Annotated in this window: 6 protein-coding genes; all 6 read right to left on the bottom strand. The window is 51.9% G+C overall.

From position 1 onward, the window contains the following. Positions 1–374 precede the first annotated feature (374 nt). The 6 genes from D3H35_RS02765 to D3H35_RS02740 all read right to left on the bottom strand — a co-directional run bounded on the left by D3H35_RS02765 (position 375) and on the right by D3H35_RS02740 (position 15,631). The gene (locus tag D3H35_RS02765; protein ID WP_119147669.1) at positions 375–3,560 is read right to left on the bottom strand and encodes a choice-of-anchor Q domain-containing protein; all 3,186 of its coding nucleotides are present in this window, start codon (positions 3,558–3,560) and stop codon (positions 375–377) included. A gap of 543 nt (positions 3,561–4,103) precedes the next feature. Beyond that, positions 4,104–5,165 (bottom strand): metallophosphoesterase family protein, encoded by a 1,062-nt coding sequence (locus D3H35_RS02760; protein ID WP_158593910.1) that lies wholly within the window; start codon positions 5,163–5,165, stop codon positions 4,104–4,106. A gap of 40 nt (positions 5,166–5,205) precedes the next feature. Next, a complete protein-coding gene (locus tag D3H35_RS02755) occupies positions 5,206–6,054 on the bottom strand; it encodes a DMT family transporter (protein ID WP_233567717.1) in 849 nt (282 codons plus the stop codon). Positions 6,055–6,240: 186 nt separating this feature from the next. Then, positions 6,241–7,008: a DeoR/GlpR family DNA-binding transcription regulator gene (locus D3H35_RS02750; RefSeq protein ID WP_119147666.1), complete on the bottom strand. Its 768-nt coding sequence runs from the start codon at positions 7,006–7,008 to the stop codon at positions 6,241–6,243. A 232-nt stretch (positions 7,009–7,240) separates the two neighbouring features. Continuing rightward, a complete protein-coding gene (locus D3H35_RS02745; RefSeq protein ID WP_147355715.1) occupies positions 7,241–8,944 on the bottom strand; it encodes a hypothetical protein in 1,704 nt (567 codons plus the stop codon). A gap of 723 nt (positions 8,945–9,667) precedes the next feature. Further along, positions 9,668–15,631: an S-layer homology domain-containing protein gene (locus D3H35_RS02740; RefSeq protein ID WP_119147664.1), complete on the bottom strand. Its 5,964-nt coding sequence runs from the start codon at positions 15,629–15,631 to the stop codon at positions 9,668–9,670. Positions 15,632–15,701 lie beyond the last annotated feature (70 nt).

The raw sequence follows: 15,701 nt of genomic DNA, 5'->3' as shown, positions 1-15,701 counted from the left end.
GCTTTTCGCTCCCGCATTCACGGCAGCGCTAATGGATGGATACGGATGCAGCGGCGATCCGTCTGCGGCTCCGGAATTTGTTCCTACAAACGCAAAGGTTTGATCGAATGCATAGGCGCCGACCTCGTTCTGCGTTCGGACCTTCCCGTTCACATCGGTTGCCGGAGCCTCGATTCCGGGTACGATGCTCGTATCGGCTGCGCCGATCGCAGGGTTCGTGGCGAATATAATCCGGGCATCGCTTGCCGAATTAACGAACGTCACATTTCCGAACTTCCCGTTCGTCTCCAGAGCTCGGCCCTGATTGGCCCATGCCGTTCCGCTTTGCAGTCCGGCCAGCGTCAAGACGGGACCCTCTCCTCCTCCGTTGTACGTCACGCGTTGCGTGCCGGCAATCGAGTACACATTGTGGTCGAATACGACGTTCTGCGAAGCGTCGATAATGGATTTGCCGCCTTCCAACTGCGTGCGAATCGGCTTGGTAAAGATATTGTTCTTGAACACCAAATTCGTCGAAATGTTGATCGGATTAGCAACCTCGTCGTACGTGCCCTGCACCGGATAGAGGTCATATCTTCCGCTGCCGCCTGAGGCGTCGTACGTGTCGGCGAACGTGTTGTTGTAGAACAGCAGATTGGAGCTTTTGCCCCACAAATTAACGCTGCGCGACGCGCCGTAAATGACATTGTTAAAGATTTTGCCGTAGCTGCCCGCCTTGGCCTTGGCCTCCTGGAAGTACAATCCCAGCCGTCATTGGACACGATGACATTGTTGGAGATTTCGAAATCGCCAAACCCGACGTTCACTAAATCTCTTGTGGCGATTGCCGTGCTGGTATTTTCGAAGCGATTGCCGGTAACGGTAATGTTGGAGCTTGGCTGACTTCCTGCCGTATGGTTATCGATCCGCAGAGCAGTGCCTCGCGAGCCGTTCTGCGATGCATTCGGCGCGAACGTCAAGCCTTCGATCCGGATATGCTGGCTATGGCCGAGATATATAATGTAGTCCGGGCTGTCCGACGTTAAAACGGCCTTTTCATTCTGATAGCTTTTGAAGGTAATCGGTTTGTCTGCCGTACCGGTGTACGCTTGCAAAACGATAACGCCGTTGTACGTGCCTTCCCTGAAGTATACGGTGTCCCCTGCCTTCAGCTTGGCGATGAGGCTTGAAGATACCGTCCGTTTCGGGCTATCGATCGTGCCGAGATTCGCATCGCTCCCGTTCGACGAGATGTAATATTCGTTCATAATGAACGCTGCCGTACTGAAATTCCATACGACGTCAGCCGGAAGGTAGTTGCCGTTCGCGCTCATCAAATCTTTCTTTACCGTCACGGTGTAGGTCGAATCGTAATTAAGATTGGCCGACGGCGTAAACGTAATCGCGGAGCCCGCGCCTTCGTCTGCCGTACTGAAGCTGCCGGATACGGCGACCGTCTTCCCGTCCACGACCGTCGTCACCGCGACATTGCTCGCGATATTGCCGTTGTTGTCGTTTGTTTTTTCGGACAGTACAATCCGAATGGCGGAATTGACATTGAGGCCGCTTCCCTGCGGCGACTGACTGATGACATAGAACGCAGAAGCATCGCCTGCATATTCGTAAGCGCCGATGTCCGTCGTGCCAAAGCGGACGCTGCCGTCGCGGTCGAACTCGGGGGCATTCGTATTCGTCCCTCTGTTGATCGCGGCGCTGCCCAATTGAAGGCGATAGTCCGAGCCGCTTGCAAACAACGGATTGCCATATACGCTGTTCGTCTCGTTAGCGGGCTTTCCGTCCGCTAGGCCAGCGCTTGTGCTGTCATACAAGTTATAGTCGACCGTATTTCCTGCCCCGGCATCATAGAAGGAAGCCGGCGCTTGAATCGCGGCAGGACCTTCCGCCCGGAAAATATTGTTGGCGATGGTATTGCCCGTATCGGTTCCCTTCAGAATGATATTGGCGCCGTCGCCGTAACGGGAGACAAACACGTTGTTCATGATCAGCGTATCGGTAAAGCTGCCGCCCTCATTGAGAATGTTTTTATAATTTTCAAAAATATTGTTGTAGATTTGATTGTTTGAGGAATCTTTAAGCAGGATGCCTTTTTGATCGGCTTGCTTGAAGGTATTGTTGTAAAATCGGGAGCCTCTCGTATTGCCGGTTATTTCAATGCCGTGCACCGCCGTCGTAAAGGTCGATCCCGAGATCTTGCTGTCGATGACACCGTTCGCCAGAAGCGCGGAATTGCCGGTGCTTGCTAGCGACAAGCCTTCGATCGTCACATTGGCAATATCCGTTAGCGAAATGGCGGGGCTGGAGCCGCCGTTGATGTTAACGGTGCCTTCGCCCAGCTTCTTAATCGTTATCGATTTTGTGTCCGACGCGCCCGTTCCCGTAATCGCGATTTGGCCGGAGTAGCTGCCAGGCTTCACAAGCAGCGTTGCGCCCGGTACGATCGCCGCGTTGGCATCCGCCAGGTTGTTGAACGCGGCGGCTTCACTCAAGCCGTCCCCGCCGCCCGCAGCATTCGCATCGACAAAGTAAATCATGCCGTGCGTATAGGCGCCGATGTCGGCAACGCCATACCGCTCGTTGCCGTCGCGGTCATAACGCGGGAGACCGATGTCGGTGCCTGCATCAATACTGAGGCTGCCTTCTTTCAGATGGTAGTCCGAGCCCGATACGAACGTATCCGCAGCCGTCGCCACGACATCCTTGTCGGAGGTTTTTTGGCTGTCGCTTGTTACGCTGTTGTAGCCGACCGTATTTCCCGCTCCCAATGAAATAGCCGGATTCCCTAAGAAAATATTGTTCGTAATAATGCTATTCTCATATGTGCCGCCGTAAAAATGCTCGCCTTCACCTGCGAACACATTGTTGCTGATGACATTGTTCTTCGATGTGCTGGATTCAAAGTGGAAGGTCCACCATTGTGTAAATATATTGTTCGTGATGGTCGTGTCGTTAATTCCGTAGCCGTAAAAGGCATTGTCGGCGCCTTGGACGTAGTTGCCGTCGATGACCAGCTTCTCATTATTCGTGTTCAGGTAAAAGACGGCATATGCCGGACCGCTGTCCCCGAAAGAATTGTTGTGCACGTTCACATGCTTGGTTCCGCTAATTCCTGCCATGTAGCTATCGCCGGATTGGGGTGCGTCGCCGAATGCAAAATGAACATTGCTTATGTTGACGTATTGGCTGTTAATAATGCTGATGGTGAAATTTTTCCAAAAGGGAGCGTTTACATAAGCATTGGCCGTTATGCTCGCACCGTCCTCGCCCCGAATCGTAATCGGAGCTTGAGCGGTTCCCGTTAAGCCGTTCAGAACGAGCGCTTCGGTATAATCGCCCGCTTTGATGACTAACGTATCTCCAGCCTGCAATTGCGAAACCCCTTTTGCCAACGTCTTGAACGGTTCGGCGTTACTTCCCGCGCTGCCATCGTCCCCATCATTGGAAACGTAATACGTTGTACCCGCACCCGTGTTTCCTGCCGACGCAAAGCCTTGCGGCAGGACTGCAAATATCGTCATAACAACCATGAATGCCGCAAAAAACCTATTAATGCTCTTCTTCATCTTAGAACCTCCTTGTATGCTAAAGCAGCTTCTGAATTTAGGGTAGCTCTGATGATTATTGCACTTTCCAACATGCTTACCGTATCCCGCGCGTCGCCGCCCCTTTCGCCTAGCAGATTTTCATACATCAAAAAACCAAGCGGAAGCATAACCCATTTCGGCCTGCACAGTGAGATTCGCGATTTTTCAACCCCTTTATCTGATAGAATAGGTTTGGTACCTATTCTAGTAATCTAATAGGGATTTCGGTTATTGTCAATTATCAATTCTCACAATTCAGATAATTAAAGCCTGTGTAATGTCCATTTCCTTTTTTTTGTTTAGAGACAAATAACAATGCAGCCAAGCAATCGTTTAGGATAGAGACGCCGTTCCATAAATCGGTCCGAAGACGTTGAAGGATAGTCACAAAAATTAAAATTTCATTACTTTGGATTAAAAATAGAGAGGTTTGTGAGCCAGAGGGGAAAATGGACGCCCGCCGCGCAAACGGCGAGCGTTGGATTCGACAAACTAGAGGCGAAGAGGTCTATCGGGGAATATTCAGAACGATACCGTTCGATGCTCTCCTGCTCCGAATCGATAGGTATCGATACGGGATCGTTCAAAATCTATCGTAACGATATCCAAAGCCGTCTCGCTTAACGTGTCGGGCTCGCGTTCGGGACAATCGGGAAATTCCTTGCGCGTGCAGGCGTTAAGACTTGAAACCATCGGAATTCCGTCCTGGTACACCGTCTGGTCGAAATGAACATGCCCGAACAGACATCCGATGACTTTCCCTTTCCCTTGCGGGCTGAAGTCGCCTTCCACCGCGTAAGCGAAGTCTCCCTCGCCGCCCGTCAAGGAGTATGGGCTGCCGCTTTGGAAAGCCTTCACAATCTCCCACAATGCCTCCCCGTTGGCTACGGGATGATCCGTTCCGAATACTCCATCCTCAATGATCTCTACATGCGAAGCGATCAATACCCGCCAATCCGGCTTACCGGTCAGATTCAGCGCTTCATGCGCAAGCCAGTTCAATTGCCGGGACGAAAAAGCGTACTCCCATTGCCCCAGATAAGGCAGTCGGCCGTCGCTTCCGGCCTCATAAGGAATATTCATCGTATCAAGCACGATAACACGAGTCTGTTTGGCCTCTACATCCAAGTAATAATACAAGCTGTCGGGACAAGACTCATCCCATCGGGCCGCTTGGGGAATCCCTTCTTGGATAAGCGCTTTGGTTTCGGCAGGGTAAATGACATGACCCGCCCGGGTTTCCGGACGTTCGTGACCGTAGATGGAATTGTCGTCATGGTTACCCTTTACCGTCAGCAGCGGAACTCCGGGAGCGCGAAGCGCCTCGAAGATTTCTCGTTGAGCTGCCAGCGCAACATCTTTGGCAGCGTTAATGCAGCTGTCTCCCCCGTTCAGAATAAAATCCAACGGCAATCGCGCTGCCAATTCGCGTATGATCCGGGCGGCACGCAGTTGATTGCCGCCTTGGATATGGTGCAAGTCGGTAACGAATACAAAATTCAGCGTCGATTCATTTTGCTTGGCCGAGAGGACTTTAACGGCTTTGTCCAACTCTTGTTCGTATTGTTCATCGATGTCGACCACATGAATCCCTTCCCTTCTCCTCTTTGCAATGCCTTACGGGCTAGTCGCCCCAAATACCGATTAGCAAAATCCCGGCAAAGATTACTCCGGCCGATACGAGACGAATAACTTCCTTGCGCTCTTTCAGTAAATAAATGCCGGCGAATGCTCCGAACACGGTGCCAAACTCCCTTAGCGGCGCGATATAGGTCAGCGGCGAAAGATCCATAGCAAGCAAAAACAATAGATAAGAACCGGGGGAAAGCACAGAGCCGAGCAACAGCAGCCTGATCTTGTTCTTTCCTTGAACAACCGCGCGGATTTCATCCTTCTTGATAAAAGAAACAAGTCCAAGAATAAAACCCATATTGGACACTTCAAGCAGCGTTATCGGAGAGAAGTGCCTCAGGTTGATCTTGTCAATCAGTACGTAGCTCATTGTGCATAAGCCGACTCCTACTGTATACCAAATAACTTTTGACGAAACGGCTTGCCGGTGCCGCTTGGATCCTATACCGCTTGTTAAGCAAAAGCCTGCCGCAATGAACAGAAGTCCGATCCACCCCCATAACGATAAGGTCTCGCGCAAAAAGATGCTGCCGATTAACGGAAGCAGAAACGCGCTTATTCCTCGCATCATCGGATACACCTGCGACATGTCGCCGTTAGCCAGAGACTTGGATAAGAGGAAACCGTAAACAGCCTGTACCATCAGAGACATCAACAGCAGAAAGTAACCTTGACCGGAGATTCTCTGGTGAAGCAATTCGTTCGCAAAAACCGGAAACAGAAGCAACGTGCTCGGAATAAGAATCAGCAACAGAAAAATTTGTTTGTTGTCGCTGCGCTTGGTGAGCATGTTCCAGATCGCATGCGCAATTCCGGAAGCCAACACCAATAGAACAGACAAAATACCACTCCTAAAACACACATTTTCACACATAAACACTCATTATCACAAATTACGATTCAAATCGTACCATCATGCGCAGTCACCGTCAACAACGTATTGCTTAAAGTTTTGGGTCTTTCCCCCAACAACCGCCAAAGAGCCGCTGCGCAATGCGCAGCGGCTCTTTGGGAAGAAATCGTTCATTTATTCATACACAATTTGGATACCATGCTCCTTATACGAACGAACAAGATCCGGAGCGACATTGGAGTCTGTCACCACTTTATCTATCTCCTTGAGACTGCACACGGGAGATAAGGAGACGACTTCGAACTTGCTGCTGTCCGCAAGCACGATAACCTTTTTGGAGCGGAGCAGCATTTTTTTCTTAAGCTGGATTTCTCCGATCCCGTAATCGGTCACTCCATCCTTCAAGGAAATGCCGCTGATGCTCATGAAGAACGTATCCGCATGGAATTGCGAGACGAAAGCCTCGGCGATATCGCCCACGACGCTCTGCTCCGAATTGCGTACGGTTCCGCCTACGAAAATAATCGTAAATCCCTTCTTGCTCATCAGAAGATTGGCAATGGGGAAGGAGTTGGTCAGCACGGTCAGCCGCTCGAATCTCTCGCTCAGCACTTTGGCAAATTCCGTGTTAGTCGTGCTGACGTCGAGAAACAGCGACTGGCCTTCCTCTACGAATCGGGCCGCGGTCTGCGCCAATTCTCTCTTTTCTTTGATCAGCTTCAGTTCCCTTACCGTAAACGGAAGCTCGACTCGGTAATCGTTGGCCGGCAACGTAGCCCCGCCGTGCACTCGTTTCAGATATCCCTCTTTTTCCAAATGCTCGAGATCTCTTCTTACCGTCTCGAAGGAGACGCCGAACAACCCCATTAACTCGTTCGCTTTGACGAACTGATTTTGATGCAGCATATGTAAAATTTTATTGTGTCTCTCGTGAGCCAGCATGCCGAACCCCCTCTCCGTATTCTCGCATGCCATGCTGACAGTTTAGCATATGCCCTCGACAAATCACAAAAAAACACAACTCCACGCGGGCATCGGCGAAGTCTCCCACGAGGACACACGAATGAACCCCTCGCAGGGAGGGGCCTCTCGACATGATATCTCCATCCGGGTCCTTGTTTTAGTCGTCTCTATAAGCCGTGTAATCTATGGGATTGCTGTCTTCGGATGAAGGCTACTTAGACTCGTCGCTGGTGAAGTCCATATCCGTGTAGCCGCGATCGATCGGCTTCTCGCCGATGTCGTTGGCTGAATCGTATCCATATTTGTCGCCATCATATTTGTCGTCATTATAGATATCTTCATCTTGGCGATATTTGACATCATTGCTCGTATATCCGCCGCTCTCGACCTCTTCGGTCTTTTTGATAATTTCCTCTCGTTTATTTGCCCCAAAATATTTCTCTTCCTGAATGCCTGAGATCGGCGCAATCTTGGCTCTCTTCGATCGCAATTCCCTCATTAAGTTGGCATGATTCGACTGTACGTCATCGCGGTAATTGTAGTTGATCGGCTCCACGGGCTTGACCTTACCCAGCAATTCCTCTAACATTGCGTTTTTCTTGCCGTGCATGTCGCGCATGCGCTCTTCGGCGGCATCGGGCGAGTGATCGGCATATCCGAGCAGCTCCATCGCGGAAGCTTGCATGTTCTTAGACACAGATTGCAGCCCGTACTGGTCTAGTTTCTTGACCTTTTTGCCTTCTGCGTCGAGTCTGTGGACCTTCTTCCCCGTCGCCTCATCGACTCGGTGCTCCCCCGTTTTAAGATCCGTCTCGTACTCGAATTCAGGTTTTCCAATGAATTCTACGCCCAGTTGTTCAATCGGTACTTTGTTTTTCTCGAGCTGCTGCACGGTCTGAATCATCTGCCTCGAGCCCGGCTTGTAGTGGCCGCTTGCATCGGAGACAAGCTCGACTTGTCCGTCACGCACTTGAAGCTCGCCTGCTCCGGCAATGTCTCCCCCTGCATTGAAGCTGGAGTGATGAAATCGCTCCATCGCAGGGAGTTCCATATTCCTTAGCTTCTCCTGGTTCTCCGGATCGCTCTGCAAGCCTTTCAAGTCCTGCTTACGTTGGTTGCGGATTTGCTTGGAACGATCCCGGTTTTCCTTGACCGCATCGGTCGAATGGAATTCGCCTTGCCCATCCATCGTGAAAATGTGCCGGTCAGCCTTCGCGCCTTTAGTGGCCGATCTGTCAGCTCCGATCGTATTCACCGCTTTGCTATCCGTCTTGTTTACCATTTTGCCTGTGCTGTCGAAGCTTCGGCTATAGGAAGCCCGTTGCGATTCATTCGCATAGAAGGTCGTCGAATCGAGATCCACGCCGCTGATCGCCCCCTGGTGCAACAGCTTTTTATCAAATTTGGCTTCTTTGTTGCTCTCCATGTAGAAGCCCTTGTCGGAAATTCTGGGCAAGTTCGAACCTGACGCACTCGGTTCAGCCGCTCCTGAGACTTTTGATAATTGCCCGCTTTCAGAGTCTATCTCGCTGTCAGATTCTTTCTTGCTGTCAGATTCTATTTCGATGTCAGATTCAGATTCATAATTATAGTCTTCGGGAACGTCTTGTTTGAACGGTGTATACCCCATCGAAATCGTCTTCGGCGGGGTAGTCGCATAATCTTCGGGAACATCATGCTTAAACGGCGTATACCCCTTCGAAATCGTCTTCAATGGTTGGGAAGCCGCTTCCCCGCCTTTGTCGCTCTCAGGTTGAGATTGCGGCGCACTTGGTTCGGCCGATCCCGCGATGTTAAATAATTGCCCGCTGTCAGATTCAGATTCATAATTATAGTCTTCGGGGACGTCGTGTTTGAACGGCGTGTACCCCCTCGAAATAGTCTTCGGCAGGGAGGTCGTTGTGTTTCCATCCATATTGTCCGATTCATAATTATAGTTTTCGGGAACGTCGTCCTTGAACGGCGTGTACCCGTTCGAGCTATATGCATCCGTGCTGAATTGCGGCTTCGGTAACTCCTGCTCGGTTCCTCGTGCGGAATTCAATAGCAGCTCCTGCGTTGCTTGGTTTCCGACCACACTCTGCATCTCTAGTATCTGTTGCGTACGGTGCCCGCCGATCGGTAATCTTACGCGATGCGAGCCGATTGTCGGCTTGTGCGACGGCTTGGCTCCAATGAAGGGTGCATTCGTTGTAGAGATGGCGTTACTACGTTTTCTGCTCAAGGAATAACCTCCGATCAATTAAATGTTATCTTGCTTCTCCCATTACGTCCGGGCAATAAATAATTGAAAGCCTATCGGGGTGTCCCCTGAGTGATGACCTCTTCTTCTATCCGGCACCTAGCGCTTGAAGTATACCATTCGCCGTTTTTTGAAACTCTTAATGAAATCTTAAAAGATATAACATCGTCTATAGAATCTAAATAAAATGAGGGCCGCTCGCAGCAAACCTTTTCAGGAAGTGAACGTTATGTTCGTCTCTGAAACACGTTGCGCATTAGGATCTGCTTCTTTCTCTGTAGATAAATTCGATTATTAACACAAAGAACCCGAGAGAGAACACTTTATTCAAAGTGTCCATCTCTCGGGTTACCGTGGCAAGTGAGATAACTCTCCAAAAAAGAAAGTCTGGGACCCCTAAATTTCCAGCGGCGGTGTCCCCTCGTCAATGACAAACTCCACGAACCGGCGCAGGATTGTTGAAGCCTCTGCACGAGTTGCGTTTCCGGCGGGATCAAAACGATTGTTATCTTTGCCTTCCACAACGCCGGTTTGCTGGATAGCTTTTACCGCTTCTTTTGCCCATGAGCTGATTTTCGCTCCATCTGCAAAGGTGATGGTCTGTCGGGACACGGGCAGCTTATAGCCGATGACTTTGGTGAAACCCGCCATCATAACCGCCATCTGTTCACGGGTAATCGGGCTGTCGGGGCTGAACCGGTTATTTCCCACGCCCTGCACGATCTTGTTCTGCACCGCCCATTCGATGTAGGGCATAGCAGGGTTTGTACTTGAAACATCGGTGAAGCTGCTTTGCTTGTAGCCGCTCATGTCCACGCCGGAAAGTTTGCCTAGCGCCATCAGGAAGTCCCCGCGGGTGATCGCCGTGTTGGGAGAAAAGGTTTCCGTACTTGTGCCTGCGATTAGCCCGCGGCTGACAACAAAATCAATGTTCTCCTTCGCCCAATGCTTCGCCGTATCGCTATACGCCCGAGCCGGTTCCAGATAGCCCACTCCGTAGATAGATAGGCTGTTCCTGCTGAACGCCAGCTTGCCATTGTCATAGCGGGAACGGATCAAGATCTGTGGCTTACCATCTTTGTTCACATACACGGCATAGAGATTGACTGTCTTTTTTTCACCCAAGTCAACCTTGTAAGAAAAGCCTAGTGTGACCGTTCCTTTTCCAAAGTTGGTCACATATTCGGTCTTGCCATTCTTCTGATAGCTGACGGTGATCTCATACACCGGACGGCTGCCGATCAGTACCCTTGCCGCATCAGACAGCTTGGTGACAGGACTGGCTGTGATCGTGACGTCGCCCGATGCCTGAGACTTCATTTCCTGAATGGCTGTTTGGTCAAAGGTAGAGCTGACTAGCGAGGTGTTCACGGCAAAGCGTTTCACACCTTCCTTTTCCAGCAGGGCGAGGGCTCCTTCCTCCAGCTTCACGCTGAAGCTGATCCCTGCTGCACCGAACTGGATGTTGCAGGCAATGCCGATGCCGTCAACTGTATTTCCTTTGTTCTGAGCATCCTCTTTCGCCGCATCGATCAATGCCTTTACTTGCGACTCTGTGAGGGTGACCGAAGCATTGCCATTCTCATCGACGGTTGCATTCAGGCTCGTGGTTGCACTCGTCGGTTGACTTGGCTTTTTGTCGATCGTGATCGACATACTTGGCGCGGTTGACGATGAGCCTCCTCCGCTGCCCCCGTTCCCGCTCCAAGTGGCCGTGACGGTCACGTTATGGGCAAGCATGGCAAAAGTGGTAGCCACGCCGCTGGCGTCCGCGAAGGTCACGCCGTCCGACGAAGTCCAGCCATTAAAGCTGTAGCCTCTGCGAGTTCCTGCTTGTATCGAGACCGTATCGCCGCTTGCATAATCCCCGCTGCCGCTAGCACCGGTGCCGCCATTGATTACGGTCACGGTGTAGTGGGTAACCGGTGCAGGATCAGTTAGCGTAACGATCTGTTCAACGCTTCTGAAGCTTGTTGCCGTTGCTTTGACGCGAATATAGTAAGTACCTGCCGCTAGACCATCGATTTCGGTACCCGTTACGTCCGTCCAGGCACCTGCTGAAGCTTTGTACTCCATTGTAACGGTGACCCCTGTTATTTTACCTGTGCCGCCGATTATCGTCGGATTCACACCAACCGAAGTCGGAGTTGCCGGTCTTGCAGGAACGAAAAGGTCTTGGGCTTCGCTATCGACGGTCGTCGTCCCGTTCCCCTTCTTCACGATGGCAATCGTCGTTCCCAAGTAGCTCGCAACATCCAGCTTGCCGCTAACAGGGGCTACCGGTGTGCCATCGATGGTATAGCTCCCGCTTCCCATAAAGCCTGTCAACTGTTCATCGGCGTAGTTGATCTCGATCGTCGGCATGGCTTCCGCTCCCGGTGTCAGTGCCGTGATCGTAATGGTCTGCTCCGCGCTCTGGAAGCTTGTTGCCGTTGCTTTGACGCGAATATAGTAAGTACCTGCCGCTAGACCATCGATTTCGGTACCCGTTACGTCCGTCCAGGCACCTGCTGAAGCTTTGTACTCCAATGCAGCGGTGGCCCCTGTTATTTTACCTGTGCCGCTGATTGTCGTCGGATTCACACCAACCGAAGTCGGAGTTGCCGGTCTTGCAGGAACGACAAGGTCTTGGGCTTCGCTATCGACGGTCGTCGTCCCGTTCCCCTTCTTCACGATGGCAATCGCCGTTCCGATGTAGCCTGCAACATCCAGTTTGCCGCTAACAGGGGCTATCGGTGTGCCATCGATGGTATAGCTCCCGCTTCCCATAAAACCTGTAAGCTGTTCATCGGCATAGTCGATCGCGATCGTCGGCGTGGCTTCCGCTCCCGGTGTCAGTGCCGTGATCGTAATGGTCTGCTCCGCGCTCTGGAAGCTTGTTGCCGTTGCTTTGACACGAACATAGTAAGTACCTGCCGCTAGACCATCGATTTCGGTACCCGTTACGTCCGTCCAGACACCTGCTGAAGCTTTGTACTCCATTGTAACGGTGACCCCTGTTATTTTACCTGTGCCGCCGATTATCGTCGGATTCACACCAACCGAAGTCGGAGTTGCCGGTCTTGCAGGAACAACAAGGTCTTGGGCTTCGCTATCGACGGTCGTCGTCCCGTTCCCCTTCTTCACGATGGCAATCGTCGTTCCCAAGTAGCTCGCAACATCCAGCTTGCCGCTAACAGGGGCTACCGGTGTGCCATCGATGGTATAGCTCCCGCTTCCCATAAAGCCTGTCAACTGTTCATCGGCGTAGTCGATCTCGATCGTCGGCATGGCTTCCGCTCCCGGTGTCAGTGCCGTGATCGTAATGGTCTGCTCCGCGCTCTGGAAGCTTGTTGCCGTTGCTTTGACACGAATATAGTAAGTACCTGCCGCTAGACCATCGATTTCGGTACCCGTTACGTCCGTCCAGGCACCTGCTGAAGCTTTGTACTCCAATGCAGCGGTGGCCCCTGTTATTTTACCTGTGCCGCTGATTGTCGTCGGATTCACACCAACCGAAGTCGGAGTTGCCGGTCTTGCAGGAACGACAAGGTCTTGGGCTTCGCTATCGACGGTCGTCGTCCCGTTCCCCTTCTTCACGATGGCAATCGCCGTTCCGATGTAGCCTGCAACATCCAGTTTGCCGCTAACAGGGGCTATCGGTGTGCCATCGATGGTATAGCTCCCGCTTCCCATAAAACCTGTAAGCTGTTCATCGGCATAGTCGATCGCGATCGTCGGCGTGGCTTCCGCTCCCGGTGTCAGTGCCGTGATCGTAATGGTCTGCTCCGCGCTCTGGAAGCTTGTTGCCGTTGCTTTGACACGAACATAGTAAGTACCTGCCGCTAGACCATCGATTTCGGTACCCGTTACGTCCGTCCAGACACCTGCTGAAGCTTTGTACTCCATTGTAACGGTGACCCCTGTTATTTTACCTGTGCCGCCGATTATCGTCGGATTCACACCAACCGAAGTCGGAGTTGCCGGTCTTGCAGGAACAACAAGGTCTTGGGCTTCGCTATCGACGGTCGTCGTCCCGTTCCCCTTCTTCACGATGGCAATCGTCGTTCCCAAGTAGCTCGCAACATCCAGCTTGCCGCTAACAGGGGCTACCGGTGTGCCATCGATGGTATAGCTCCCGCTTCCCATAAAGCCTGTCAACTGTTCATCGGCGTAGTCGATCTCGATCGTCGGCATGGCTTCCGCTCCCGGTGTCAGTGCCGTGATCGTAATGGTCTGCTCCGCGCTCTGGAAGCTTGTTGCCGTTGCTTTGACACGAATATAGTAAGTACCTGCCGCTAGACCATCGATTTCGGTACCCGTTACGTCCGTCCAGGCACCTGCTGAAGCTTTGTACTCCAATGCAGCGGTGGCCCCTGTTATTTTACCTGTGCCGCTGATTGTCGTCGGATTCACACCAACCGAAGTCGGAGTTGCCGGTCTTGCAGGAACGACAAGGTCTTGGGCTTCGCTATCGACGGTCGTCGTCCCGTTCCCCTTCTTCACGATGGCAATCGCCGTTCCGATGTAGCCTGCAACATCCAGTTTGCCGCTAACAGGGGCTATCGGTGTGCCATCGATGGTATAGCTCCCGCTTCCCATAAAACCTGTAAGCTGTTCATCGGCATAGTCGATCGCGATCGTCGGCGTGGCTTCAGGTGCCGTGATATATTCCCATAGCGCAGTCAGCCCCAGCCCGTCCGTATAGGCGACTGTTTGCCCAGCGATATAGGTTGTGCTTGCGTCTCCTGTTTTTTGCCACTTGTCAAATGTCATATCGGCCGGTGGAGTCAACCCCGTACCGCTAGGCGCGGTGAAGTGATCTCCAGCGCTGACGATGTGAATACGATTTTCTCCATTCACACTTCCGTCGCCAAGATCCAGGGTGACATCCTTTACTCCATTAGGCCACAGCGTGCCGGCATTCCGAACTTCTAGGGCGGGCCGCCAGCCTATGTTCGTATTTTCAGTTGTTCCGAGAGCGGGGGAAAACGAGGGACCACGTACAATGCGGGCCGTTCCACTATAGGCGAAGGTATCCTGCGTCCATGAATAGATAGACTGGCCTTTTATCCAAGCAGCATTTTTACCTAAAATTTGATCCCATTCATTGGCAGTGGGTGTGATACCGCTGCTATTATCACTCCCCCCGCTTAGAGATCGCAGTGTATAGTTGGTATCGAAGGTTTTGCCAAAGATGAGGCCGTTCGTGTGCAGCGTACTCCACGAAACGCTATGGCTCACGACATAATCCGCTACAAAGAGGCTCCGATTGCTTGCAACCGCAGCTACAGATGAATTCATTATCCCGCTGCTAGTACTGTCAAGACTATACGCATTGATTTTGCCCGCGTAAGTGAACGGTACATAGTGCAGAGTAGGATCGGGCACAGCCGCATTCACAGTACCGATATCCCCTGCTTCGCTGGACAGATCGAAATAATAGGTGCCTCCGGGCGTTGTCCCCCATCGGGCATATAGCGTTGTTACCGTGTTTGGCACACTTGCCCCTGCTTCATAGCTAGTGCCGCTGCCATCCGCCGCTGTGTTCCACTCGTCCAATATCTTACCCGTTGGCGGGGTTAGGCCCGTGCCGCTAGGCGCGGTGAAATGACCGCCAGCGCTGACGACTTGAATACTGGGTTTGCTGTCGAAACTACCGCCACCCAGATGAAGGGTAACGGCAGTTAACCCATTAGCACCTAACGTACCAGCATTCAGCACTTCAAGAGCGGGCCGGAAGCCGTATCCGGCATTGATGGTATTCACCTGGATGCCTAGCGCATAGCGCACACCACCCGAGCCTCCTCTCGCAACGCGTGCCGACCAATTCATCGTATTCGTATCCTGTCCGAAAGAGCGTATGGACCAGTTTTTGATCAAGGAAGCATCTTTGTCTAGAATTCGATCCCATTCATTGGTTGTCGGTGAGCCAACAGCCCCTGTGATATTCCCCATACTCAGGGATCGCAATGTGTAGTTGGTGTCATAGGTTTTGCCGTAGATGAGGCCGTTCCCATTTAATGTATTCCACGAGACGGAATGACTCAGGGCATAATCCGCCACAAAAAGGTTGCGATTGCTTGCAGTGGCAGTCTCCGACGCGCTTGAATGGTCGCTGCTCGAACTGTCGAGACTATACGCGTTGATTGTTCCCACATAGGTGAACGGCACATAATGCAGGGTCGCATCGGGCACAGCAGTGTTGATTGTACCGATATGATCCGCTTCGCCGGATAAGTCAAAATAGTAGGTTTGTCCCGTTGGGAGAGAAAACTCTTCACCCGCGGCAAACGCCATTGTTGGCAGCACGGGCAGCATGGGCAGCACCATACACACCGAGAGCAGCAGGCTGCTAATTCGTTTCCTTATTTTTTTCATTGCATGGTTACCTCCAGAGTGTGATGTTTATATATTTCTTATCTAAGCAACAGACGGCTCATCGTTAACT

It is taken from the genome of Cohnella faecalis (genome assembly GCF_003570905.1).
Classification (GTDB): Bacteria; Bacillota; Bacilli; order Paenibacillales; family Paenibacillaceae; genus Cohnella; species Cohnella faecalis.
The sequence above is the reverse complement of the archived record's forward strand: the minus strand, read 5'-3'. Positions and strand labels throughout refer to the sequence as shown.